This window comes from Roseovarius sp. MMSF_3281, assembly GCF_030733685.1.
Classification (GTDB): domain Bacteria; phylum Pseudomonadota; class Alphaproteobacteria; order Rhodobacterales; family Rhodobacteraceae; genus Roseovarius.
The window spans coordinates 170,401-195,959 of sequence record NZ_JASHIM010000005.1 but is presented as its reverse complement, the minus strand read 5'-3'; the positions used below and the strand labels follow the sequence as shown (position 1 = coordinate 195,959).

The 25,559-nt window shown below is 61.8% G+C and carries 23 protein-coding genes; 9 read left to right on the top strand and 14 right to left on the bottom strand.

The features are described from left to right. Positions 1-33: 33 nt before the first annotated feature. Positions 34-489 carry a DDE-type integrase/transposase/recombinase gene (locus RBB32_RS08165; protein ID WP_306152206.1) on the top strand — a complete coding sequence of 152 codons (456 nt, stop codon included), beginning with the start codon at positions 34-36 and terminating at the stop codon, positions 487-489. Positions 490-581: 92 nt separating this feature from the next. Here the strand turns inward: RBB32_RS08165 and RBB32_RS08160 are convergent, their stop codons facing one another. The 5 genes from RBB32_RS08160 to RBB32_RS08140 are packed head-to-tail and all read right to left on the bottom strand — an operon-like array spanning position 582 to position 6,357. Then, entirely contained in the window at positions 582-2,045 is a 1,464-nt protein-coding gene (locus tag RBB32_RS08160; RefSeq protein ID WP_306152205.1) for a TRAP transporter large permease, read from the bottom strand. Further along, positions 1,949-2,443, bottom strand: a complete 495-nt coding sequence (locus tag RBB32_RS08155; RefSeq protein ID WP_306152204.1) for a TRAP transporter small permease — start codon at positions 2,441-2,443, stop codon at positions 1,949-1,951. The genes RBB32_RS08160 and RBB32_RS08155 overlap by 97 nt, the downstream gene beginning before the upstream one ends. 58 nt (positions 2,444-2,501) lie before the next feature. Further along, positions 2,502-3,587, bottom strand: coding sequence for a C4-dicarboxylate TRAP transporter substrate-binding protein (locus tag RBB32_RS08150; protein ID WP_306152203.1), 1,086 nt, complete (start codon positions 3,585-3,587; stop codon positions 2,502-2,504). Positions 3,588-3,627: 40 nt separating this feature from the next. Continuing rightward, complete coding sequence (locus RBB32_RS08145) at positions 3,628-5,181, bottom strand: class I adenylate-forming enzyme family protein (RefSeq protein ID WP_306152202.1); 1,554 nt, start codon at positions 5,179-5,181, stop codon at positions 3,628-3,630. A 3-nt stretch (positions 5,182-5,184) separates the two neighbouring features. Beyond that, the gene (locus RBB32_RS08140; RefSeq protein ID WP_306152201.1) at positions 5,185-6,357 is read right to left on the bottom strand and encodes an acetyl-CoA acetyltransferase; all 1,173 of its coding nucleotides are present in this window, start codon (positions 6,355-6,357) and stop codon (positions 5,185-5,187) included. Positions 6,358-6,463: 106 nt separating this feature from the next. Between RBB32_RS08140 and RBB32_RS08135 the strand changes: the two genes are divergently transcribed. Beyond that, the gene (locus RBB32_RS08135) at positions 6,464-7,042 is read left to right on the top strand and encodes a response regulator transcription factor (RefSeq protein ID WP_306152200.1); all 579 of its coding nucleotides are present in this window, start codon (positions 6,464-6,466) and stop codon (positions 7,040-7,042) included. 765 nt (positions 7,043-7,807) lie between these two features. Here the strand turns inward: RBB32_RS08135 and RBB32_RS08125 are convergent. From RBB32_RS08125 to RBB32_RS08085, 9 genes are all read right to left on the bottom strand, one after another. After that, positions 7,808-9,337 (bottom strand): aldehyde dehydrogenase (NADP(+)), encoded by a 1,530-nt coding sequence (locus tag RBB32_RS08125; protein ID WP_306152199.1) that lies wholly within the window; start codon positions 9,335-9,337, stop codon positions 7,808-7,810. A gap of 60 nt (positions 9,338-9,397) precedes the next feature. Next, positions 9,398-10,699: a TRAP transporter large permease gene (locus RBB32_RS08120; protein ID WP_306152198.1), complete on the bottom strand. Its 1,302-nt coding sequence runs from the start codon at positions 10,697-10,699 to the stop codon at positions 9,398-9,400. A 7-nt stretch (positions 10,700-10,706) separates the two neighbouring features. After that, positions 10,707-11,225, bottom strand: coding sequence for a TRAP transporter small permease (locus RBB32_RS08115; protein WP_306152197.1), 519 nt, complete (start codon positions 11,223-11,225; stop codon positions 10,707-10,709). A 25-nt stretch (positions 11,226-11,250) separates the two neighbouring features. Next, entirely contained in the window at positions 11,251-12,237 is a 987-nt protein-coding gene (locus RBB32_RS08110) for a TRAP transporter substrate-binding protein (protein WP_306152196.1), read from the bottom strand. 152 nt (positions 12,238-12,389) lie between these two features. Beyond that, positions 12,390-13,088 (bottom strand): FadR/GntR family transcriptional regulator, encoded by a 699-nt coding sequence (locus tag RBB32_RS08105; RefSeq protein ID WP_306152218.1) that lies wholly within the window; start codon positions 13,086-13,088, stop codon positions 12,390-12,392. A gap of 78 nt (positions 13,089-13,166) precedes the next feature. Continuing rightward, positions 13,167-13,649, bottom strand: coding sequence for a RidA family protein (locus tag RBB32_RS08100; RefSeq protein ID WP_306152195.1), 483 nt, complete (start codon positions 13,647-13,649; stop codon positions 13,167-13,169). Beyond that, positions 13,646-14,851 (bottom strand): pyridoxal phosphate-dependent aminotransferase, encoded by a 1,206-nt coding sequence (locus RBB32_RS08095; RefSeq protein WP_306152194.1) that lies wholly within the window; start codon positions 14,849-14,851, stop codon positions 13,646-13,648. The genes RBB32_RS08100 and RBB32_RS08095 overlap by 4 nt, the downstream gene beginning before the upstream one ends. A 78-nt stretch (positions 14,852-14,929) precedes the next feature. After that, positions 14,930-16,567 carry a hydantoinase B/oxoprolinase family protein gene (locus RBB32_RS08090; RefSeq protein WP_306152193.1) on the bottom strand — a complete coding sequence of 546 codons (1,638 nt, stop codon included), beginning with the start codon at positions 16,565-16,567 and terminating at the stop codon, positions 14,930-14,932. A 15-nt stretch (positions 16,568-16,582) separates the two neighbouring features. Next, a complete protein-coding gene (locus tag RBB32_RS08085; protein ID WP_306152192.1) occupies positions 16,583-18,667 on the bottom strand; it encodes a hydantoinase/oxoprolinase family protein in 2,085 nt (694 codons plus the stop codon). A 193-nt stretch (positions 18,668-18,860) separates the two neighbouring features. Between RBB32_RS08085 and kdgD the strand changes: the two genes are divergently transcribed. The 7 genes from kdgD to RBB32_RS08050 all read left to right on the top strand — a co-directional run bounded on the left by kdgD (position 18,861) and on the right by RBB32_RS08050 (position 25,559). Further along, on the top strand, positions 18,861-19,769 hold the full coding sequence (gene kdgD, locus RBB32_RS08080) for a 5-dehydro-4-deoxyglucarate dehydratase (protein ID WP_306152191.1): 909 nt from the start codon (positions 18,861-18,863) through the stop codon (positions 19,767-19,769). A gap of 61 nt (positions 19,770-19,830) precedes the next feature. After that, positions 19,831-20,184, top strand: coding sequence for a transposase (locus RBB32_RS08075; protein WP_371931036.1), 354 nt, complete (start codon positions 19,831-19,833; stop codon positions 20,182-20,184). Between the two features lie 493 nt (positions 20,185-20,677). Continuing rightward, positions 20,678-21,439: a DeoR/GlpR family DNA-binding transcription regulator gene (locus tag RBB32_RS08070; RefSeq protein WP_306152190.1), complete on the top strand. Its 762-nt coding sequence runs from the start codon at positions 20,678-20,680 to the stop codon at positions 21,437-21,439. Then, positions 21,436-22,548: an ABC transporter ATP-binding protein gene (locus RBB32_RS08065; protein ID WP_306152189.1), complete on the top strand. Its 1,113-nt coding sequence runs from the start codon at positions 21,436-21,438 to the stop codon at positions 22,546-22,548. The genes RBB32_RS08070 and RBB32_RS08065 overlap by 4 nt, the downstream gene beginning before the upstream one ends. Continuing rightward, complete coding sequence (locus tag RBB32_RS08060; RefSeq protein WP_306152188.1) at positions 22,545-23,807, top strand: ABC transporter substrate-binding protein; 1,263 nt, start codon at positions 22,545-22,547, stop codon at positions 23,805-23,807. Before RBB32_RS08065 ends, RBB32_RS08060 begins: the two co-directional genes overlap by 4 nt. Before the next feature lie 61 nt (positions 23,808-23,868). Continuing rightward, positions 23,869-24,762 (top strand): carbohydrate ABC transporter permease, encoded by an 894-nt coding sequence (locus tag RBB32_RS08055; RefSeq protein ID WP_306152187.1) that lies wholly within the window; start codon positions 23,869-23,871, stop codon positions 24,760-24,762. Beyond that, positions 24,759-25,559, top strand: coding sequence for a carbohydrate ABC transporter permease (locus RBB32_RS08050; protein ID WP_306152186.1), 801 nt, complete (start codon positions 24,759-24,761; stop codon positions 25,557-25,559). Before RBB32_RS08055 ends, RBB32_RS08050 begins: the two co-directional genes overlap by 4 nt.

Genomic DNA, 25,559 nt, shown 5'->3' with positions numbered 1-25,559 from the left:
TCTGGTTCATCGACCTGGTCTTAGGCGGTGTCGATGCAGACGGTGAAAACCAGCTACAAACGCCACCGGTTTCCGCCTCAGATTATCGCTCATGTTGTCTGGCTCTACGCCCGGTTCAACTTGAGACTGCGCGAGGTCGAGGAACTGTTGATCAAGCTGATGCAGCGTTGGGGCTTCGTGCCCAAAAGGATCATTATGGACAAGCTGCGCTCCTACGGGGCTGCGAAACGCGAAGTTGCGCCTGGCCTTGATCATTGGTCCCACAAGAGGCTCAATAACCGCGCCGAAAACAGCCACCTCCCTTTTCGAAAAAGAGAGCGGGTAATGCAGGGTTTCCGATCGCCGGGTCGCTTACAACGCTTCGTCTCGATGCAATCTGCAACCCGAAATTCCTTCTCCGTCCCGGCCCGCCGTCGTTCCGCTCTTACCATACGCTCCCTTCGGCTCGAAGCTTTCGAGACGTGGAAATCCGCGGCAAACGTCGCTTGACGTCCTATCGGCACTCAATCTTGCAGACTGGGCGAGTTAGGGTGACAACAACCAGAATGAACCTCGGTTCGACCGGCCTGCGCAACGAGTCGTCAATTGACACTCATCAAGGCGGGTAGCCACAGGATGATCTGTGGAAAGAAGAACAAGATGGCGATTGTGACAACCTCCATCAATACGAACCACAATGCACCGCGAAAGATTTGCGGGAGTGGAGTAGACCGGTCTATCCCCGCGATGACATAGCAGTTCAGACCCACTGGCGGTGTGATCAGGCCGATTTCGCACATCTTGACCGTCAGGATACCAAACCAGATCGGATCGAACCCCAACGATCTTACGGTCGGAAACATGATGGGAATCGCGATAACCATCATTGAAAACGCATCAAGAAACATTCCCAGAGGAACGAATACAAGCAGGAACAGGGCCATGACCAGCAAGGGCGGCAGCCCGGATTCGACCACAAGCTGTGCCAACTGGTTGGGCACCTGCACCAATGTCAGGAAATAGCTGAACACCGCCGCGCCTATCATGGTGAACAAGATCATCACCGTGGTATTCCCGGTCGAGCGAAAGCTCTCCACCAGCTTGCCCCACAATCCTGCAGAATGTCGCAAGCAATACGCCACCAGCATCAGAAAGGCGGCAAATGCACCCAATGCCCCAGCCTCGGTCGGGGTGACGAGCCCCATGTAGATGCCCCCCATCACCACGATGAACAGAACAAGCACCTGCCAGGCGCGTGTTGTTTCGCGCATGGTTTCATTCCAGCCTGCTTTTTGTGTGACGGCACTGCGTGACGCTCCGTTTCGCGCGATCAGGTAGATACCGGCCATGAACATCAAGGTGGTGAGAAGACCCGGCACAAATCCGGCGATCAGCATCTTACCCGCCGAGGTTTCCGTAAGTGCCGCATAAAATATCAACAGCACGCTTGGAGGGATCAGCACGCCCAAGACCCCCCCTGCGGCCACTGCGCCCGCTGACAGGGATGGTTCATACCCTGCCTTTTTCATTTCCGGCATCGCCACGGTGCCGACGGTCGCCGCGGTCGCCACTGACGACCCTGACGTTGCGGCAAACCCCGCACTGGTCAAAATGGATGCCATGGCAAGGCCGCCAGGCAAATGACCGACCCATTTGCTGGCAACGCTGAACAGGCGTTTGCCAACCTGAGCATGATGGGCAAACGCCCCCATCAGCAAGAACAGAGGGATGATCACCAGCGTGTAAACAGCTGTTGTTGAATAGGGTAGTGATTTCAACCGTGTCATCAAAAAGCCGAAATCCTCGACCAGCACGATCCCTGCCGCCCCCGACAGCGCAAGCGCGGCAAAGACCGGCACGCCTCCCCCCATCAGGATGAAGATCAGTGCAACAGCGACATAGGGTGCAAGCATGGGGTCCATCTGCGGGATCCTTCGATGATTGAAACTAAGCGGCCAAACGTCAGGCTTTACCGGGGTTCGGCGACCGTCAGGCAGAGCAATGCGTGAATCGCCATTTGCAGCGCTGCCAGCCAGAGGCCTATGGCAACGCCCGCTTTGGTCCACCAGATCGGCATCTGCACATAGCCCCAGCGGAATTCCCAAATCGAGATAGAGTAGATCGCCTCTTGGGTCGCGGGCCATGCGAACATCAGCAAGGCCAGTGCCCCACCCCCCCAAGCCATGGCGTTGGCAAAACGGCCTCCACCGCCGTGCAGACGGTCAGACAACAGGGTGACGCGGATATGTGAATCATCGCGCTGTGCCCACATCGCTCCGAAGAAGACCAGCATCACGAGGCTAAGTTCGGACATCTCGAACACGCCCGAGATCGACTGTCCCATAATGGCCCGCGCAGCGACATCCAGCGTAATGCCAAACATCAGAAATGCCAGAAAGGCCATTGCGACCGCACCGAACAGATTGGACACCACGTTCAGCGCCTTGTTGGCCACGTTTATCATCGTCTTGTCCTTTCGTAGTGCGGTCGCATTGCTTCTCCGGCGAAATGGGCCGGGGGCCTTATACCCCCTGGCTGATCTCGTAGGGCCGGCGCAGCGTGCCTTCGGGATCGTGTTTGGCGATGGCCGCTTCGATCAGCGATTGCATCTCCTCTCCATCTATCCCGGCTTCTTTGGCAGTGGTCTCAACCCATTTCTGAACCTGTGCGGGCTGAACCTCGTTCCGCGCCATTTGCTTTTCGGCATCCGAGATGGTCGAAAGCGTCACACCCTCGGCTTCGGCGGTCTTGACATAGCGGGCCAACACATCCTCGTAGATGCGACTGAATTCACCGCCATAGATATCGGCCACGATTTCATCCGAAACCTTACGGATGTCATCTGGCAGACCATCGTAAAACTGCTTGTTCATGATGGTGGCTGCCGGTGCGTGCGGACCATCTCCGATATCGTAGAAGTTAGGTGCGATCTCATGCAGCTTGTAGGCCACGGCGGTCACGAAATCGAACCCGTAAACCCCATCCAGGATGCCACGCTCGAGCGCCTGATACACCTCGGGGGCGGCCATAGGAACGGCGGTGCCACCCAGGGCTTCGATCACATCGGTTGCAACGCCGTAACCGCGAATGCGCTTGCCCTTCAGATCGTCCAGAGACTCGATCGGCTCCCGCAGGACAAGGGGGGCATAGTTCCAGTTGGTCCAATACAGAACCTTGGATCGGTGACGCTGTTCCCATTCGGCCCGCAGCGGATCGAACTGTTCGTAAACGTCGCGGCAAACCTTTTGCAGCGCGTCGGCATTGTTCATGCGGAAATACCATTCCAGCCCCCGCGTGACCGGCAGCTCCGCCTGATAATAGCCGGGCGAAATCAGTGTCACCTCCGAGGTACCATCGCGCGCCGCGGCCAGATGTTCACCCACCTTGTTGAGCGACCCCGACCAATAGCGCCGAATCTCCACCTCGCCATTGGTGCGCTTTTCCATTTCATCGAGATAGTAGCGATCGATCCAGGACGGCCCGGCACTGTCAGACACATAGCTGTCGAACTTGAACGATGTCGCCGCCAGCGCAAGGCTGGGTGCGCTGGCCACGAAAGCAGAGCCTGCGGCGGCTGCACTGGTTTTAAGGAAAGTTCTACGCTTCATTGGTTCCTCCCTGTCAAGCGTGTCGAAAAATGATGCGGTTTCAAACGCTTTCGCCGTGGTCCTCCATCAGCGAAAGCCTTTCGCGAAGGCTGGTTTTCAAGACCTTGCCGTAGCTGTTCTTGGGAAGCTCGGGCATGAAGATGTAGCGCCGGGGTTTCTTGAACGACGCGATCTGGGATTTGCACCAGGTGTCCAACGCGTCTTTGTCAAGCTGGCATTCCTTGCCAACGACGACGAAGGCTATCACCTCCTCTCCCCATTCGGGATGGGGGGCGCCGATCACTGCCGTTTCGAAGATATCCTCGTGATTAAGCAGCACTTCCTCGACCTCTCGCGGATAGATATTCGTTCCACCAGAGATGATCACGTCTTTGGAACGGTCGGTAAGCGTTACGAAACCATCCGTATCCATCGCGCCCAGATCGCCGGTACGCAGCCAGCCGTCCACGATCGTTTCGATCGTCGCTTTGGGGTTGCGCCAGTAACCGGTCATCACGGTATCGCCACGCACGACGATTTCGCCCACCTGACCGGGTGCGACTTCATTCATGTCGGCATCGACGATACGAACCTCGACGCAAGATTGCGCAAAGCCTACGGATGCCCGGCGGGCATCGGCGCGCGGATGGGTTGTATCGGCCACGATATCACGGGGCATTGCCGTGATGGTCATCGGGCTTTCGCCCTGCCCGTAGATTTGTATGAATTTCGGTCCGAACACATCCAGCGCATGGTTTATGTCGGCCAGATACATCGGCCCGCCGCCATAGGTTACCGATTTGATCCCATCGCCACGCCACCCTGTGGCCTCGGCGTGAACGAGAAGGCGTTTGATCATGGTCGGTGCGGCAAAGAAAACCAGATTGCCAAGGCTCCGGCCCAGGTTCTCGATCTCGGCGGGGTCGAATCCACGGGATGGGGGAATGACATGCGCCGCGCCCGCGCGGACGAATTGAAAGTTATACAACCCGGCCCCATGCGACATCGGTGCAGCATAAAGTGCAATATCTTGCGGCGTGACGGTATCGACATCCAACGCATAGCAGGTAGCCATCATCCGCAAGTTGTCATGCGTGGTCATGACCCCTTTGGGCCGTCCCGTCGTTCCGGATGTGTAGAAAAGCCAAGCGGTTTGATCCCCGCGTGTTTCAACCGGAGGGAAATAGCTGCCGGCCGAACCGTGGCGTGCAACTTCGGACAACTCCTCCGAATGCAGCCCCAGTTCTTGCGCGGGGTGCTTCAGATCGTCGGTGTTGGAATAGAGATCGCCCGTTTCGGTAATGACGACATCGGCCTGAGCGTTCTCGACGATCCACGCGGCCTCGCGCGGATGCAATTTGTTGTTGACCGGCACGATAATCGCACCGACCCAAAGCACCCCATAGAGAACCTCTAGGTATTCTGGACAGTTCCTGGCAAAAAGGGCGACGCGGTCACCGGGCTTGATGCCGTATTGTTCCATCAGATGCCGACCGATGGCACAGCTTCGGTGTGCGAACTGCGAATATCGCGCATGCAGCTTGTGCCCGAAATACAGGGCCGGTGCGTCGGGGCGCGTTAGCCCTGACTGGTGAAGCCAATTGGCAAGATTCATCGTTCAGGTCCTGTGCGTTTCCAGAATCGAGACGTAGTTGGCAACAGCAGAACCGCCCATGTTGAACACCAGTCCTAGTTGTGCACCGTCTTTCTGCATTTCACCGGCCTGCCCGGTCAGTTGGCGATAGGCCAGCGCATGCATCGACACGCCCGTTGCCCCTACCGGATGTCCCTTGGCCTTCAATCCGCCCGACAGGTTCACCGGCAACGTGCCATCGCGCAGGACCAGCCCATCGTCGATAGCGCGGGCGCCTTCGCCCTTTTTGGCAAGCCCCATCGCCTCGTAGGTCAGCAACTCGGCAATGGTGAAACAATCGTGCACCTCGGCAAAATCAATGTCGCCAAGGGCGATGCCCGCCTCTTCGAATGCCATACCAAAGGCTTTCTCGGGCCCCTCGAACATCAGGAAATCCCGTGCTGACATCGGGATAAGATCACTGACCTGTACTGCAGCGCGGAACCGGGCAGCCTTGTCGAAATCATGTGCATTTTCGGCCGTCGTAAGCACAACGGCTGCCGCGCCATCCGTGACCAGCGAACAATCCGTCAGACGTAGTGGCGGTGCGATTGCCGGGTTACGTTCGGATACTTCATTGCACTGCTCGAAGGTGAAAGGCTTGTGCATCTGTGCCAGCGGGTTGAGCATCGCATTGGCATGGTTCTTCTCGGCAATGCGCGCCATGGCCTCCAGCGGGTCGTCGAAACGATCCTGGTACGCCCGTGCGGCCACGGCAAACACCTGTGGAAAGCTCAGTTTCGCTTCTTCAGGATCGTTCTGATAGCCTGCACCGGCCAGTGCTGTTGTAACATCCGCGGTGGACAGATGCGTCATCTTCTCCGCGCCGACCACCAGAACGGTTTTCGACTTTCCCGCTTGTATGCTGTTCATCGCCGCATGAAGGGCCGCCGACCCCGAGGCACAGGCATTTTCCGCGCGCATCGCAGGGGTAAAGCGCATTTCGGGATAGGCCTGATGGATCAGGGACGACGCGAAACCGTCACTCACCATACCTGAATTGAAATGACCCAGAAAAATCGCGTCGATTTCGGCAGGGTTTACCCCGGCCTCTTCCACGGCTTCGCGGGTAGCATTCACGATCAACTGTTCAAGATTGCCTTCCAGACGGCCAAACTTTGTGTGGCCACTGCCGACGATACAGATCGCCTGTGTCATGCTGTCCTCCTCCGATCTGAGGATAAGGATCGCAGCGAAACGGCACTTTCGAAATTGGTGGAACTACGTATATTGCTATGTAAAGCTACGTAGTGGATTACGTGATATGTCAAATCTTCTGGATACATCGACTGCCGCCAAGGCCGCCGAACTCGCCTTTCAGGAATCACCTGTCGCGCAGGCCCTGACCCGGTACCGGCAGATCGTGGCCACCAACAAGGCGTTGACGCATTTGTTCGAATTTCGGCGCGACGAACTAGAGGGGCGTTCGGTCAAACGGCTGTATCCGTCACAAGCCGATTTTACCCAGATAGGCGACAAATGCGAATATCACCTGCTAAACAGTCAGGACACGTATTACGAAGACGAGCGTTTCATGCAAACCAGTGCCAAAGAGATTTTCCTGGCCCGTGCGCGTGGTGTCACGCTAACCCCGGACGATCCTTTCCGCCTGATGATCTGGAGTTTCGAGCGCACTGGACCAAGACAATATCGCTCGGTCAGCCTGACACCACGTGAACGCGAGGTGGCGAACCTCATCGTGAACGGGCACACATCACGCGAAATCGGGACAAAACTTGGCATTTCCCACCGCACGGTCGAGGTTCACCGGGCAAAACTGATGAAAAAATTCCACGTCCACAACACGGCTGAACTGGTTTCGGAAATCATGGTCGCTGTATGATCGTTCCGGCCCCATCCACTTTGGCGAACAGGGCCGACCTTCGGGCTATGCAGTGAATACTGCTACCCGGCCAAGCCCGTATCGCCCCCCTTCAGGCTTTACTGGTTTGGACGGCATTTGCCGTCACAAGTTAAAACAGAATGCTTGGGTCCATTACATTAACTTATGAAAGCAGTAGCTTGACCTTTTTTCGATGATGGTGGCACCGATGGCGTAGCGAGAGAAGCCGTTCAAACGACCTCGGTTTCCTCGTGAGATCATCCTGACGGCGGTGCGGTGGCACTGTCGCTACCTGCTGTCGTACAGGGATGTGCGCGACATGCTGGCAGCGCGCGGAGTGTCGGTCAATGCCTCCACGATCCATCGCTGGGTTCGCAAGTTTGGCCGAAAATGCAGGGGTGCCAAAATAGGCCGGAAAGTCAGGGGCCAAGCGGCGCGTAAGGTCCACGACGCGGCCGAAACTCACCGGTGTCGCGGTCTGGCCATAACTGTTCCCGGAGCAAGAGCTATCCCCCTTGCCATTGCGGCGGCCTCCCAGCAACTATCGCGCGGCGACTCACCTCTGCCTGAGCGCCTCTGGTAATACATACGTGGCACACTTGAGGATTGCCATGAATTGAGCTTCCAGCCCCTGTTTCGCGTCGCCACCTGTAAACACGGATAGAGCACGAAACGTCATCTGCGTCAGGGCATGGACAAGAGGCGTACCCGACGGATCGACTCCAGAAAAGACAGGGCGCCCCGTACTCGGGACGCCCGGAGGAATCAACGTGCCTCGTCCGGCAGGATCGCCGTTGGCAGGTTCTGGTAGCACACCGGTCGCAGGAAGCGGCGGATCGACAAGGTGCCGACCGAGGTCGCGCCGAAGTTGGTAGAGGCCGGATAAGGTCCACCGTGGACCATGGCATCGCAGACCTCGACCCCGGTTGGGAAACCGTTGGCGAGGATGCGCCCGGCCTTGCGTTCGAGCACCGGCAGAAGCCGCGCCGCAAGGTCCGCGTCGCCGTCATCCATGTGCAGCGTCGCGGTCAGCTGACCGCGGAAGGCCTGCGCCACGGCCAGCATCTGCACGGCGTCCTCCACCACAATGATCAGGCCCAGCGGCCCGAAGACCTCTTCGCCAAGCACCGGATTACCAAGCCAGTCGGCCGCATCAACCGCAAAGAGGAACGGCTGCGCCTCGCGCCGGCCAGGCTCGGAACTGACGAGGTTGCGCACCCCCGGCTGACGGGCGTAGTCTGCAGCGCCGCAGGCATAGGCCTCGGCAATGCCAGAGGTCAGCATGACTTGCGGGTCGGTCTGGCCAAGCGCCGTGCCGGCGGCTTCCATGAAAGCATCGGCCTCGGGGCTGCGGATCACCACAGCGATGCCGGGATTGGTGCAGAACTGACCGGCGCCCATGGCCAGCGACGCGGCCCATCCCTCGCCCAGCGATCCGGCTCGCGCGCCAAGCGCCTCGGGCAGGAGAAACATGGGGTTGACCGAGCCAAGCTCGCCGAAGAAAGGGATCGGCTCGGGCCGTGCGGCGCAAAGATCGAAGAGCGCGCGCCCACCGCCGAGCGATCCGGTGAAGCCCACTGCCGTGATCAGCGGATGCTGGACCAGCGCCTGCCCGACCTCGCGGTTGCCCCCCTGCACCAGCGAAAACACACCCTCGGGCATGTCGCAGGCGCGGATGGCGGCAAGGATCGCCTCGGCGACGATCTCGCCTGTGCCGGGGTGGGCGCCGTGGCCTTTCACCACCACCGGGCAGCCCGCTGCCAGCGCCGCGGCGGTGTCGCCCCCGGCGGTGGAGAAGGCAAGCGGAAAGTTCGAGGCACCGAAGACAGCGACCGGCCCGATGGGGCGCTGGATCAGGCGCAGGTCGGGCCGGGGCAGCGGCGCGCGGTCCGGCAACGCCGCGTCATGGCGCCGGTCGAGATGGCTGCCTTCGCGAATATGCCCGGCAAACAGGCGCAACTGGCCGGCGGTCCGCCCTCGCTCACCCTGAAGCCGCGCCTCGGGAAGGCCGGTTTCCTGCGTGCCGATGAAGGTAATGGCCGTGGCGCGTGCCTCGATCTCGTCGGCGATCCGGTCGAGGAAATCGGCGCGGCGGTCCGCGCTCATGCTGGCATAGGCAGGGAAGGCCGCCTCGGCGGCGGTGCAGGCCTCGTCGACCAGCGCCGGGGTGCCGACACAGAAGTCATGCGAGGGGCCATGCGCCGGATCCGAGGCGAAGGTGCTGTCCGAGTCGGTCCAGCGGCCTGCGATCAGGTGTTTGCCATGTGGGGTGAAGGGGGCGTCTGCGCCGTCCATGAAAGTCTCCTTTAGTTTGTCCGGGAGAGCCGCGCCGGCCCTCCCGAGGGGGTTGTGCGCCTAGCTCATCAGCTGCGGCAGCCCGGTGGCCAGCCACGGGAACACCGTTATGAGCACCAAGAGAAGCACCAGCAGCAGAAAGAACGGCAGGGCGGCGCGGGCGATGGTCAAGATGCTCTCACCGGTGATGCCCTGCAGCACGAAGAGGTTGAAGCCGACTGGCGGGGTGATCTGCGCCGCCTCGATGAGGATTACGAGGAAGATGCCGAACCACACGAGGTCGATGCCCGCTGCCTCGACCATGGGCAACATGACCGACGAGGTGAGCACGATGATCGAGATCCCCTCGAGAAAGCAGCCCATCGCCAGAATCAGCACGCCCAGCACCGCGAGCAGCAGGTAGGGCGACAACTCCATCCCCGCGACCCAGCCCGCCAGCTGGCGCGGCAGATCGACGAAGGCCACGGCGATCGACAGGCAGGCGGCGGTGGCGATGATGAACGAGATCATGCACGAGGTGCGCACCGCGCTCATGACCCCGTCGACAAAGCTTGCCCGGCTGAGCGATCCGCCAAGCGCCGACAGCGCCAGCGCGCCCAGCACGCCGATGGCTGCAGCCTCGGTGGGGGTGGCTAGGCCGCCGTAGATTGACCCGATCACGAAGACGATCAGCGCCACCGCAGGCAGCAGGCTGCGCAGCGCACGAATCCGCTGGCCGAGGTCTATCACCGCCTCGCGACCGGGCATCTCGTCTCCGCGCAGGACACTCGAAATGCCGGTATAGGCCATGAAGAGCACGATCAGCAGCAGCCCCGGAACCACGCCGGCGATGAACAGATGGGCAATGGATTGCTCGGCGGTGACCCCGTAGACGATCATGATGATCGACGGCGGGATCAGCAGGCCGAGCGTGCCCGACCCCGCCAGCGTGCCGATGGTCAGTGCCTTAGGGTAGCCGCGCCCGTTGAGCTCGGGTACGCTCATGCGGCCGATGGTGGCGCAGGTCACCGCCGACGAGCCTGTGATGGCGGCCATCACGCCGCAGCCAAGGATGTTGACATGCAACAGCCCGCCCGGCATCCGACCGACCCAGGACGACAGACCGTTGAACATGCTCGACGACAGATTGGAGCGGAACAGGATCTCGCCCATCCAGATGAACAGCGGCAACGAGGTCAGTGCCCAACTCCAACTGCTGTCCCACAGGGTCGAGGCGATCAGCGACCCCATGGGCGCCGATGTGAAAAGCTGCATCATGGCCATGCCGACCGCCAGCAGGCTGACCGACACCCAGAGCCCGGCCCCCAGCAGCAGCACGATGAGCGCCACGAGAACCAGCGAAGCGACAAGGATCATGTCCATGGGAACCTCATTCGTAATGCGTGTTGTCGGAATTGGGCGCCACGTCGTAGCGCGGCGGACGGCCCGCGATGATCCACACCAGCTCGTCGAGGATGGCGACGGCAAACAGGATCACCCCGGCGGCGGCGGCGCTCTGCGGAATCCAGAACGGGATCGCAAGTAGGCCCGGGCTCACGTCGCCATACTGCCACGATTGCAGCGCGAGACTTGCGAGATGCCAGGCCAGGAAGCAGATCGCTGCCCCGGCCACGAAGCAGTTGAATATCTCGGCCCCGCGCCGCAACCGCAGCGGCAGTGCGTCGAGCGCCAAGGTGATGCGCACGTGACTGCCGTGGCGGAAGGTATGCGCCAGTCCGAAGAACATGGTAGCTGCCAGAAGCAGCCCCGCCGATTCCGTGGAATCGACGGTCTTGCCCATCAGGCGGGCGATGATCTGCGTGACGATCGTCACGCAGATGCCCACCAGACAGATTCCGGCGAGATATCCCGCCAGATCGTAGAGCCGCGTCAGCACAGATCGTGCCATGGCGAACCTCCTGTGGCTGGGAATGTCAGTCGGTGATGCGGGCCTGGTAGGCCTCGTAGACCGCCGCTTCCTCTTCGGACGCAACCTCGAGCCAGTCAGCCACCATCTCCTTGCCGATCTGGTCGATCCTGTCGAGCACCTCCTGCGGTGCCTGTGTCACGGTCATGCCGTGATCGCGCAGCACCTGCTCACGCTCCTCGCCCGCAGCACGGGCGATCTCCCAGCCGCGCTCCGTGGCCTTCTCGCCCTCCTCGCGGACGATCGCCTGGATATCTTCGGGCAGCGCACGCATCGCGCGCTGGTTCACGATCACTGCGTTCTTGTTGTGCATGGTGCCGGTGTAGGTGAAGGTGTCGAGGTAATCCCACGCCTGCACGTCGGTGCCGGACTGGGCACTGGTCCACAGCGCTTCGATCATGCCGGTGGCAAAGGCCTGCGGCACTTCGGCGAAGGGCAGGATGATGGCTTCGGCGCCCAGTTTCTCACCCATGACCTGGGTCTGGCGCGAGTAGATGCGCAGCTTGAGGTCCTCGAGATCCGCAAGCCCCGAGATCTCGCCCTCGGTGTAGAAGCCCTGCCCAGGCCAGGCGATATAACTCAGGACCTCCATGCCGCCCCGGCCAAACCATTCGTCGTAGAACGGCTTCTGCTCTTCCATCAGCATCCAGGATTTCTCGAAGGTCGGCACCACGCCGGGGATGTTGTCGAGATTAAACATCTCCTGCTCGTTGCCGTAGACGCCCATGCGGATCTCGCCGATCTGCACTTGGCCGGACTGCACCGCGCGCTTGATGTTGTCGAGCTTGATAAGCGTATCATGCGAGCGCAGGTCGATCTTGAGCTCGCCTTCGGTGCGCTCCTCCACGGCCTCGATGAAGGCGCGGATGTTCTGAGTCAGGAAGCTGCTCTCGGGATAGCCCGAGGCCATGGTCCAGACGGTTTCGGCCTGGGCGGCGCCCGCCAGAAGCGAGAGAGCCGAGGCAAAGGTGGCGGAAATGCGAAGTGTTTTCATTGTTTTCCCTGTTGTTCTTGGGGTTGCGATATCAGGGCGATTGAGTCGCCTCTTGGTCATTAATAAGTATGACATATGTCATCATATGAGCTCAAGTCTGACGAGGCCTTTCGATCTGCCGATGCGGCAGTTGCCGTCACCGGTGTGGAGAATTAGTCTCTGGCTATACTGCTTTTGCGGTAACGTTCGAGGCTGTCGCTCAGGTGGCGACGCATAGCGTCGCGAGCTTCGTCCGCGTCGCGGCGCGCGATCGCCTCGATGACCTCCAGATGATCGGCCTGCCACTTGGGGCGCATCTCGTCCTCGCCCTCGGTACGCGCGCGGATGCGGGGGATGATCTGCGGGCCCAGGAACTCGAGGAACTTGTCGAAATATCGGTTGTTCGAGGCCCGCGCGATTGCCCGGTGCAAGTTGAAGTCGAGCTCGCCAGAATTGGCGTTTCCTTCGGAGGTTATCGCCTCAATGCGCTCCCACGCGTCGCGAATCTCAGTCATCTGTGCATCAGTGTGGCGAAGGGCGGCAAGGCCGGCGCATTCGACCTCGGTGCTCAGGCGCAGCTCGAGGATCTGAACGATCTCCTCCACCTGCGCATCGGGGATCGTCGAGATCGAGAAAGGCTGGAGCTTCACCGTCTTGTTGACGAAGACCCCCACACCCTGCCGAGGCTGCAAAAGCCCGTCGGCGCGCAGCGAAGACACCGCCTCGCGCACCACCGTGCGGCTGACGCCATATTCGTCGCAGAGCGCGCCCTCGGTGGGGATCTTGTCACCATGCTTGTAGACTCCGTCGGCGATCTTCTGGCGCAGCTCCATTTCTAGCTGCGATGACAGGCTCTCGCGTTTTCCAAGCATCCGCATGACTCTTACTCCCGTCGAAACGTTCAAGTGATCAGTCATATGATAACCTTTCAAACCCATCGGTGAAAGCGCCTATTTGCTGGACTGCGGCGAGACGAGAAGGATCGCCTCGATCTCCACCGACATGTCGTGGGGGAGCGAGGCGACGCCCACGGCGCTGCGCGCATGAACGCCCGCCGGACCGAGCACATCGGCAAACAGCGTCGAGCATCCGTCAATAACGCCCGGGTGGCCCTTGAAGCCCGGTACGGCGTTAACCATGCCCAGCAACTTGACCACCGCCTCGATCCGCCCAAGGTCACCGAGCTCTGCATGGGCGGCTGCAAGCAGCTGCAGCCCGGCAGAGCGGGCGTGCTCATGCGCCTCTTCGGGCGTAACGGCGTCGCTGCCTACCTGCCCGGTTGCGACGGTGCCATCGGGGCCGCTACCGCCCCGGCCCGACAGGAACAACAGCGCCCCGGCACGGCGGGCGGGCACATAGGCGCCGGCGGCGGCGCGGATCGGCGGCAGAGTCAGGCCGAGCGCTTCCAGGCGGTCATAGGGGGTTTCGGTCATTGGCTCAGCTCTTCGATGGCATTGGCAATGCGCTTGCAACCTTCGGTGAGGCGCAGGCGGGAGGTGGCAAAGGAGATACGAAAGAACGGCTGCGCCCCGAAGGCCGCGCCCGGAACCACCGCCACCCGTGCCACCTCCAGCAGGAAGCGCGCCACGGCGGTGTCATCCTGCAACACCGTCCCGTCCGCCATGCGGCGGCCGATCAGGGCCGAGCAGTCGATGTAGACATAGAAGGCGCCGTCCGGGCGGTGCGGGACCAGCAGCGGAATGGCCTCCAGCAACTCCATGACCAGATCGCGGCGCGACTGGTATTCCGCGAGCGCCATGGTCACGAAGTCCTGCGGCCCGGTCAGCGCGGCGATGGCGGCGGCTTGCGAGACAGACGAAGGATTGGAAGTGGCCTGCGACTGAACCTTGGCCATCACCTTGACGAGCTCTGCCGGCCCCGCGCCGTAGCCCAGCCGCCAGCCGGTCATGGCATAGGCTTTGGACACGCCGTTCACGACGAGGGTGCGGTTGCGCAAGCCGGGATTGGCCGAGAGGAAGGACAGCGGCGCGCCACCGTCGTAACGGATGAGGTCATAGATCTCGTCCGACAGGATCATGACATTGGGATGCCGGTCCAGTACCGCGCCAAGCGCCGCCAGCTCAGCCTTCGAGTAGGCGGCGCCGGTAGGGTTGGAGGGCGCGTTCAGAATCAGCCAGCGACTGCGCGGAGTGATCGCCGCCTCGAGCGCCTCAGGCGACAGCTTGAACCCGGCCTCCGCGGGGCAGGCAACCTCAACCGGGCTGCCATCCGCGAGCAACACGAGATCGGTGTAGGACACCCAGTAGGGCGTCGGCACGATAACCTCGTCGCCGGGATCGAGTGTCGCCAGAAGCGCGTTGCAGATCACCTGCTTGGCGCCGTTGGCGGCGGTAATCTCGGTGGGCTCGAAGTTCAGGCCGTAGTCGCGCAGAAAGGCGGTGGCGATGGCTTTCTTCAGCGCAGGGGTGCCGTCGGCAGCGGTATAGTGGGTCTCGCCAGCCTCCATGGCGGCCACGGCGGCGGCGCGCACATGGGCCGGGGTGTCGAAATCGGGCTCGCCGACGCTGAGATCGACCACGTCTATGCCCTGCCCGGCAAGCGCCTTGGCCTGCATTGAGACGGCAATGGCGGGCGATGGTTTAATGCGCTCGGCGCGGCGGGATTGTTTGAACACGGGAAGACGTCCTTGTTGCTAATTTCGGGATGGGGCGGCCCGCAAAAAGCGGGAGAACACGGGCCGCCCTAGCCGCACTCAATCTTCGGTCACGTAGCCGAAGGCCTTGTCGCGCGCGGCCAGCTCGGGATCGCGCTCGGTGCGGGGGCCATAGCCACCGCCACCGGGAAGCTGCAACACCAGCCGCCGGTCATGGGGCACATGCTGGCGGCCCTTGGAGGCAAGCCGGGTGCCATCGTCCAGCAGCACTGCGCCGGGCTGGCCATCCTCGCCCCCGTCGCGGCCACGGGCCGGATGGTCAATGCGGTCGAACATGGCGTTGAAGGTGAACTCGTGCCCTTCGGTCGCCTGGATCTCGACCACCTGGCCAAGCCCGCCACGCTGGCGGCCCGCGCCGCCCGAGCCGTCGCGCAGCTCCTTGCGCCAGAAGATTACCGGGCCCACATGCTCGGTCGCCTCGATGGACATGGAATGCACGCCGCTTGGGAAGGCGGTCGCCGACAGCCCGTCGAGCCCCTGCCGAGCCCCGGCCCCGCCGCTGTTGAACAGCAGCACCTCGGCGCGCTGGCCGCCATCCGCCGGGCAATGTTCATCCTGCCGCGGGCGGGCGCTGACATGCAGGTTCCAAAGGGCACCGGCGCCCTCGGCAGGCACCTTGCCCGGCACCAGCTTATGCACTGCGCCCAGCACAGCATCGGGGATGAAATGGCCCAGCACGTGACGCACCGCCACAGGCGCGGGGCGCTGCGCGTTGAGGATGCAATCCTCCGGCGCCTCGAAGAGGAATGGCAGAAGCGAGCCGTGGTTGTTCGGAATCTCGGGCGCAAGCGCGCATTTCAAACCGTAGCAGGCATAGGCCTTGGAATAGATCATCGGCACGTTGATCCCCAGCGGGCTCGGCCCCGAGGTGCCGTCGAAATCCGCGAGGATGTGATCGTCGGCCACGTCGATGCGCACGGCGATGTCCACCGGGCTGCCATAGCCGTCAACCCGCATGACGTTGTCATAGGAGCCTTTCGGAAGCGCCGCGATGCGTTCCAGCGTGGCATCATAGCTGCGTTTGAAAACAAATTCGCCCAGCTCCTCGAGATCGGCAAGCCCGAACTCGTCCATCATATCCTGCAGACGGCGGTGGCCGGTCTCGTTGCAGGCCGCAAGCGAGAAGATGTCGCCCACAACCTGGTCCGCCTCGCGCACATTGTTGCGCAGGATGTTGACCAGATCGCGGTTCACCGTGCCGCGCTCGACGAATTTCATGATCGGGATGAAGATGCCTTCCTCGTAGACCTCGTTTGCGTCGGGCCCGAAGCCACGCCCGCCGACATCCACCACGTGGGCGGTGCAGGCGAAGAAGCCCACCAACTGGCCACCACGGAACGAGGGCGTCACCATTGTAATGTCGAGAAGGTGGCCGGTGCCCTTCCACGGATCGTTGGTGATATAGACGTCACCCTCGAAGATATTGTCGCGACCGATGTCGTTGATGAAATGCCCGACCGCCTCGGCCATGGCGTTGACGTGGCCGGGGGTGCCGGTGACCGCCTGGGCGATCATCTGGCCGCCGCGGTTGAAGACGCCGGCCGAAAGGTCACCGGATTCGCGGACCGAGGTGCTGAAGGCGGTGCGGATCAGGGTGATGGCCTGCTCCTCGACAACCGAGATCAGCCGGTTCCACATCACCTGCATGTGCACGTCGGAAAGAGGTTTGGATGTCATGGCGTGTTCTCCTGTTCAGGCGCAGCTGCGGATCAGCAGGCAACCGTCCGCCTGCATGGTTACATCCTGGGCGGCAGTGATGATGGTGGTTGTCTCGTCTTCGATGATGGCAGCGGGCCCCCGGACCCGGGTGCCGACCGCAAGGTCGGCTCGGGCGACCACCGCCGCGTCGAGATACTCCGAACTGCGGGCGTCGAAGATCCGGCGCGTTGTGTCGCGCGGCGCGTCGCGCTCCGGCTGTGCAACCTCGACCGCGGGGGCCGGGGTGGCCTCGGAGCTGGCGCGCAACGACCAGCTGACAATCTCGATGTCAAGCTTGTCGATGAGCCGGCCGAAGAGATCCTCGTAGACCGTCTCGAAGCCCTTGCGGAACACCGCCTCGTCGGCGGCGGCGTAATCGCGCACCTCGACGTTGACCGGCACTTCCCAGCCCTGTCCAGCGTAGCGCATGTAGGCCGTGCATTCGAGCACCGGCTCTGCGTCCGGCGCGCCGGAGCGCACGAAAGACACCGCCTCGTCGCGCAGTTCGGCGAGGGTGGCGTTGACGGCGGCATGGTCGAAGGCCGACAACTTCACGTAGGCACTGCGCACGGATTCAAAGCCAAAGGGCGCTCGCAGGAAGCCGATGGCCGAGCCGACACCCGCTCCCGGCGGCACCAGAAGCTCGTTGATCCCCAGCTTTTCGCAGAGCCGTCCAGCGTGCAGCGGGGCCGCGCCGCCGAAGGCGATCATGGTGTATTCCCCCAGTTCCTTGCCGTTCTCCACCGCGTGCATCCGCGCCGCGTTGCTCATGTTTTCGTCGACCACCTCGCACAGGCCGAAGGCGGCGGTGGCCGCATCGCTGCCCAGCGGATCGCCAAGATGGGTGGTCATGGCGCCGTCGCAGGCTGCAACGTCAAGCTGCATCTTGCCCCCGGCAAAGCCGTCGGGATCAAGCTTACCAAGCACGAGGTCCGCATCGGTCACGGTGGGGCGGTCGCCACCACGGCCATAGCAGGCCGGTCCCGGCTCGGACCCGGCGCTGTGCGGGCCGACGCGGATCTGGCGCATGGAGTCGATGCTGGCGATCGAGCCGCCCCCTGCCCCGATCTCGACCATCTCGATCACCGGGATCGAGATTGGCATGCCGCTGCCCTTCTTGAAGCGGTAGGTGCGCGCCACCTCGAATGTCTTGGCGGTCTTGGGCACGGCGCCGTCGATCAGGCAGATCTTGGCCGTGGTGCCGCCCATGTCATAAGACAGCACCCGGTCGATGCCGTAGCGCCGCGCCACATGGGCGGCAAAGATCGCGCCCCCGGCGGGGCCGGATTCCAGCAGGCGGACGGGGTGTTCGATGGCCGCATCAACGCTGATGATGCCGCCGCCCGAGTGGATCATGAAGACCGGGCAATCGGCGCCCTCGCCCTGCAGCTTACCCACGAGGCGGCGCAGGTAGCTTTCCATCAGGGGCTTCACGTAGGCATTGGCGCAGACCGTGTTGAAGCGCTGGAACTCGCGCATCTGCGGCGAGACCTCGGATGAGATCGACACCGACAGCTCCGGTGCCTTGGCCAGCAGCGCCTCGCGGATCTGCCGCTCATGCGCACCGTTGACGTAGGAATGGATAAGACCAATGGCGACGCTTTCGAAGCCGCCGGCGAGAATGGAATCGACCAGCGCGTCAAGCTCGGCGGCGTCGATGGCCTTCAGCACCTTGCCGCCTGCGTCGATGCGCTCATCCAGCACAAAGCGTTCATTGCGCGGCACTAGCGGCGCGGGCAGCACGATATCGAGATCGTACTGCTCGAACCGGTTCTCGGTGCGCATCTCGATCACGTCGCGAAAGCCCTTGGTGGTGATCAGCGCCGTATGCGCGCCGCGCCGTTCGATCAGGGCGTTGGTGGCAAGCGTGGTGCCGTGGATGACCGTATCGATATCACCGAAGCCAAGCCCTGCCTTGTCCAGCGCAAGAGCAATGCCGTCAACGATCCCCTGTTCGGGAGCCGTGTAATTGGTCAGCACTTTCGCGGAGAACATCTCTGCCCCGACCTCGAGCGCCACGTCGGTGAAGGTCCCCCCGATGTCGGCGCCTAGTCTCACCTGTTGTTTGTCTTTGGTCATCGTCTTGAATTCCTTGCGTTTCTCGTTGCCGGTCCCCGCTGGTTCAGCCACCCTTTGAAGGTTGCCGAAGAACTGCAGGGCCCAGTATGCGACTCACAAAAACATATAATCAGTCATCATACAACTGTTGACTTACTTCTTTTACTTCGCTCTAACCGGTGAAGTCTGAAAACACCCTTGAAGGAGCATCCTCATGGATCCAATTGAACTCCGCACGCGGCTTGGCTCGGGCCTCCTGTCCTTTCCGGTCACCCATTTCGATACCGACGGCCTGTTTGCCGAAGACAGCTATCGCAAGCACATCTCGTGGCTGGCCGATTACCCGGCGGCAGGCCTGTTCGCGGCGGGCGGAACCGGTGAATTCTTCAGCCTAGCGCCGGACGAGCTGCCTGCGATCACCCGTGCCGCCAAGGCCGTCGCGGGCGACACGCCGATCATCTCGGGCTGCGGCTACGGCACGCAGATGGCGGTGCGAATCGCGCAGGAAGCCGAGGCCGCCGGTGCGGACGGGCTGCTGCTGCTGCCGCATTACCTGATCGATGCGCCTCAGGACGGGCTCTTCGCCCATGCCAAGGCGGTCTGCGATGCAGTGAAGATCGGCGTGATGATCTACAATCGGGACAATGCCATCTACCACGCGGACACCGTGGCGCGGTTGGCCGAGGCATGCCCCAACCTCATTGGTTTCAAGGATGGCAGCGGCGACATGGGTCCGGTGCGCCAGGTGACCTCGGTGCTGGGCGATCGGCTGACCTATCTCGGCGGCATGCCCACTGCCGAGCTCTTTGCGGAAAGTTATCTCGCGGCGGGGTTCACCACCTATTCTTCGGCAGTGTTCAACTTTGTTCCCGAGCTGGCGGTGAAATTCTACGCCGCCGTGCGCGCCCATGACACGGCCACCTGCAACGACCTACTGCAGCGCTTCTTTTACCCGTTCATGGCCCTGCGCGGACGCAAGGCGGGCTACGCGGTGTCGCTGATCAAGGCCGGTGTGCGACTTCAGGGCTTCGACGCAGGACCGGTGCGCGCGCCGCTAGAGGATCCGAGCGAAGCGGAGACGACCGAGCTTAAGGCACTCATCGACTGTATCGGAGGCGCATGATCTCCTTGTCCCGGGCGCCATTTGGAGGCCCGGGACAACCCTGAGGCGGGACGCCCGGTCAATGCTGCTCTCACCGGCATTGGATCCTTCCGCACCATTCGCAATGGGCAGTTTGAAAACTGCGAGATCGGCATGGCTGGGGCTGACACCCCTGAATAAGTCCAGTGGCGGCAAGGAACGTCTTGGACGGATTACCCAGAAGGGTGACTGGTGTATCAGAAAGCTGTTGATCGTCGGAATGACATCACGGGCGCTGATGGCAAAGAACAAGCCAGAGAAAGCCGACACTTGGACCGCCAAGATGCTGGCCGAGAAGCCATTCCGGCTCGCGACCGTTGCCATGGCCAACAAATCCGCCCGAATCATTTGGGCACTTCTGGCGAAACGAGAGGAATACCGGCAGTCGATCGCTTGATCCTGCCCGGAGATGTAAGACGCTTGATGTGATGATGCGAAACGAAGTCAACCAAAAGCAAGGACACTCCGGCGAATGTCGCGGCCTTCAGAGGTCGTTTAGCCGATAGAAACCTTGCTTGCGGAACTCATCAGGGCCAGTGGCAACCGCCACGCAAACAAGCCGAACACACGACTGTACTGACAGACCGTCGCAATCACAAAAAACGCTTGCAATGCAGGAGCCATCCACACAGGACTTTCGCCGCGCAAGCCAACCTGGCAAATCAATGAATGCACAGTTTGAGCCGAGCATCATTGCGGTTTTTTATGGGGCTGGCGCAATTCGCGTTTCAGGAAAGCGGTGCGCTATCTTCGGGAATCACGCTTTGCCAACACCGCATCGAAGGATGCATGCAGTTTCCTATTAAAATGAGACAAGCAGTGCTTTTATGAGCACTGATTTCATTCAGCCGTCACATTCTATGCTCATAAGAGCACGCAGGGGGCATCGAATGAACAGGCAATCGGCGATTCTCGAAACGGCACAGTCGCGTGGGCGCGTCATGGTGGACGAACTTGCAGAGGCTCTGCGCGTCTCGGCCCACACCGTCCGCCGCGATATTAACGCGCTGTGTGCGCAGGGAAAACTGCGGCGCCTGCACGGCGGGGCCGAATTCATCGAAGGCAGTTCGAACCTGCCCTATTCGGCGCGCACCTCGCTGAATGTGGCGGCCAAGCAGAGGATCGCGGCCCATGTTGCGGGGCTGATCCCGGATGGGGCCACGCTGTTTTTCTCCATTGGCACGACCCCGGCCGTGGTCGCCGCCGCACTGGCCGAGCGTGAAGGTTTGACTGTCATCACCAACAACCTGAACGCGGCGATGGCCTTGTCCGAAGCGCCCGGCGCGCGGATTGTGATCCCCGGCGGGGAATTGCGCCTGCCTGATCGGGATGTTTTGGGGCCATTGGCACAGGATCTCTTCGGAGCCTACCGCGCGGATTTCGCCATTTACGGTGCCGCCGGGATCGACAACGACGGCTCACTGCTGGATTTCCACGAACCCGAGGTGCGCATCCGCGGCCAGGCGCAGGAGAACGCCCGGCAGTCCATCTTCGTCGCGGACAGTTCCAAATTTGGTCGCCGCGCCCCTGCGGTCGGCGGTCATCTTGATGAGGCCGATCATGTCGTGACCGAGGCCAAGCCCGGCGCGCCGTTCGCCGCCATGCTGGAGTCGCTCGGCGACCGGTTGATCATCGTGGGAGAGGGCAAATGAGTTTTCTGACGCTTGAAGGTCTCACGCGGCAATGGGGCGGACAAGGCGGGGTCTGCGATATCAGCCTTGAGCTGCAGCAGGGTGCTTTTCTATCGATCCTCGGCCCCTCGGGCTGCGGTAAATCCACGATGTTGCGCCTGATTGCGGGGCTGGAGCAGCCGCAATCTGGACGTATCACGATTGACGGCCGCGACGTGACGGCCCTGCCCGCCGCGCAACGCAACCTGTCGATGGTGTTCCAGTCCTACGCGCTGTTTCCGCATCTCAGCGTGGCCGAGAACGTGATTTTCGGATTGAAAGTCCGGCGCATCGCACGCGCGGAGCGTGCGCGACGCTTGTCAGAGGTGCTTGCCATGACAGGGCTGGAAGGTCTGGAGCGGCGCAAACCCTCCGAACTTTCTGGCGGTCAAAGGCAGCGCGTGGCGCTTGCCCGCGCGGCAGTGGCCGAGCGGCCGCTTTGCCTGATGGACGAGCCGCTGTCGAACCTCGATGCAAAGCTGCGCCACTCGGTGCGCCGGGATATCCGGACGCTGGCGCGCAAGCTGGCGCTGACGGTGGTTTACGTGACCCATGACCAAGGTGAGGCGATGAGCCTTTCGGACAAAGTCGTGCTGATGCGGGAGGGCCGCATTGAACAGGTTGGAACGCCCGCCGAGCTTTACGCGCGCCCGGCCACCACCTTTGCTGCGCAGTTCATCGGCGATCCGCCCATGTCGCTAATCGACGCCGCCGCACTTGGGCACGACGGCAAATGGATCATTGGTCTGCGTCCCGAAGCCGTTTCGCTTGTGGCCGCTGGCCAAGGCAATCTCGACGCGCGGATCGACGATTTCGAGTATCTCGGCGGCGAAACCCGGCTTGCTCTCAGGCATCCGGCGGCGGAGGGGCTTGCAGCGATCCTGCCAGGCCCGGCCAAGTTTGAACCCGGCCAGACGGTCGGTGTCGTCATTCCATCGGAAAACCGGCTCCTTTTCGACTCCGTCACCGGAAGCCTGGAAAAGGAGCCGCAGCAGAATCCAAAGGCGCGCATTCGCCAAAATCCCGCGCCCGAGGATGGCCATAGGGCCCGCACTTCAACCCAAACAGCCAAAGAGGACCTTTCGAAATGACACGTATCACTGCTGTGTCCGCCATATTGGCGGCCTCCACCGCGCTCGTCAATCCGGCCGCGGCCGAGACTGAATTGACCATGTATTACCCAATCGCCGTCGGTGGTGCGCTGACCGAAGTGGTCGATGGGATCGTCGCCGACTTCGAGGCGCAAAACCCCGACATCACCGTCAACGCGATTTACGCCGGCAACTATGACGACACGCGCATCAAATCGCTTGCGGCGCTCGAGTCCGGTGAACCGGCGCAGCTTGCCGTGATGTTTTCCATCGACGCCTATGACCTGATCGAGCAAGACCTGATCGTGCCTTTTGAGGACGTCATCGAGACCGAGGCGGAGAAGGAATGGCTGAACAACTTCTACCCCGCGCTTTTGGCCAACGGCAAAATCGAGGGGCAAACATGGGGCGTGCCGTTCCAGCGGTCGACCATCGTGGCCTATTACAACAAGGATATGTTCCGCGAGGCGGGCCTTGACCCGGAAACCGCGCCGACCACCTGGGGCGAGTTGGTGGAGATGGGCAAAGCCCTGACCAATGACGACCATCACGGCCTGATGATCCCCTCGACCGGCTATCCCTACTGGATGTTCCAGGCCCTGGCGATCCAGAACGGGCAGGAGTTGATGTCGAATGACGGGCTGACCACCTATTTCGACGATCCGGACACCGTCGAGGCGCTTGAATACTGGAAGTCGCTGTCCACCGAGCATGGCATCATGCCCGAGGGCACCGTGGAGTGGGGCACCCTGCGCCAAGCCTTCCTTGAGGGTGAGACCGCGATGATGTGGCATTCCACTGGCAATCTGACGGCGGTCAAGAACAATGCCGAGTTCGATTTCGGCGTTGCCATGCTGCCCGGCAAGGAACGGTTGGGCTCGCCCACCGGGGGCGGCAATTTCTACCTATTCAAGGACTCCACCGAAGAGGAGAAGCAGGCCGCGCTTGAACTCATCAAGTTCATGACCGCGCCCGAGCAAGCAGCGAAGTGGTCTATCGAGACGGGCTACATGGGTGTCTCGCCCGCCGCTTATGAGACCGACGCGCTCAAGGCCTACACGGCTGAATTCCCGCCTGCCCTCGTGGCGCGTGATCAGCTTGAGCACGCGGTTGCCGAATTCTCGACCTTCGAGACAGCGCGCGTGCGTGACGGCCTGAATGCCGCGATCCAATCGGCGCTGACCGGCGACAAGAGCCCGGCTGACGCACTGGCCGAGGCGCAGGCCGCCGCCGAGCGTCAACTGCGTGCCTACAAGTAAGCGCCTGCCATGACCCTGTTCCGGGCCGGTTGTTTCAACCGGCCCGGCCACGGAGACCCGCATGACCGACTCCTTCACATTGGAACGCCGCCGCCGCGCCCTTCACGGTTGGCTATTGTTGTCGCCCGCGCTCATAATGCTGACGGTGTTTGCCTTTTACCCGTCGCTGGCCACTATGGTGACCTCGCTCTGGTCGCGCGGCACTCGGCGCAATCCTGCGGAATTCGTGGGGCTGGAAAACTACAGCTACCTGTTTGACGACCCGACCTTCTGGCAGGTGGCCGGCAACAACCTCCTCTATGCGCTTGTCACTATCCCGGTCTCCATGGCGCTGGCGCTGATCATGGCGCTCTGGGCCAACTCGAAACTGCCAGCGCGCAGTTTTATCCGCACCGCTTATTTCACCCCGACCGTGCTGCCGATGATCGCGGCGGCGAACCTGTGGCTGTTTTTCTACACACCCAGTTTCGGCATCCTCAATCAAATCGGCGCGCTCTTCGGTACGGAATCGGTCAACTGGTTGGGTGAGCCCGAAACCTCGCTTTGGGCGATCTGTGTAGTGACGATCTGGAAAGAGGCCGGGTTCTTCATGATCTTCTACCTCGCCGCGCTGCAAACCATCCCGCCCGACCTGAAAGAAGCTGCCGAGATCGAGGGGGCAAGCCGCTGGACCTATACCCGCCGGATCGTGCTGCCGCTCCTGATGCCGACCACGCTCTTCATCCTCGTCAATGCGATGATCAATTCAGTCAAGCTGATCGACCACCTGTTCATCCTGACCAAGGGCGGGCCGTCGGACAGTTCCAAGCTGATCCTCTACTACATCTGGGAAAACGCCTTTGCCTATTTCGACAGACCCTCCGCCGCGGCAATGACCGTGCTGGTGCTGGCCCTGATGGGGGCACTGGCGGCCTTCCAGTTCCTCGTCCTTGACCGGCGGGTGCATTACCGATGATCCGCTACATCGAACCCGCTGCCGCGATCCTGCTGGCCCTCCTGTGGATCTCGCCGCTGCTGTTCGCGTTCTGGGCGGCGTTTCACGATGTCAGCGACGCGGTGAATTTCCGGCTGACCGCGCCCCTGACGCTTGAGAATTTCCGCACCGCCTGGACCGGCACGCCGTGGCTTGGGTATTTCCTCAACACCTTCATGCTGGTCTCGCTGATCCTTGCGGGGCAGTTCCTGCTGTGCACACTGGCCGGATTTGCCTTTGCCCAGACCGAATTTCGCGGGCGCGATGCGCTGTTCATCCTCGTGCTGATGCAGCTTTTCATCCTGCCCGAGGTGTTGATCGTTGAAAATTACCGGGTCGCGGCCTCCTTGGGATTGCTTGACAGCATCATGGGTGTCGGCGCGCCCTACATGGCGTCTGCCTTTGGCATCTTCCTGATGCGGCAGGCGTTCAAATCCGTCCCCAAGGATCTTGACGACGCTGCCCGCGTCGAAGGTTGCGGCACATTGGGCGTTCTGTGGCGGGTCTATGTACCCGCCGCGCGGCCCACCTATCTGGCCTATGCCCTTGTCTCGGTGGCGACGCACTGGAACAATTTCCTCTGGCCGCTGATCGTGACCAACTCGCCCTCCACCCGGCCGCTCACCGTGGGCCTGTCGCTTTTCGGCGCGCCCGAGAACGGCGTCGATATCTCGGTCATCTCGGCGGCGACGATCATCGTGATCGCACCGCTTTTGATCAGCTTCCTGATATTCCAACGGCAATTCGTGCAGGCCTTCCTGACTGCCGGCGTAAAATGA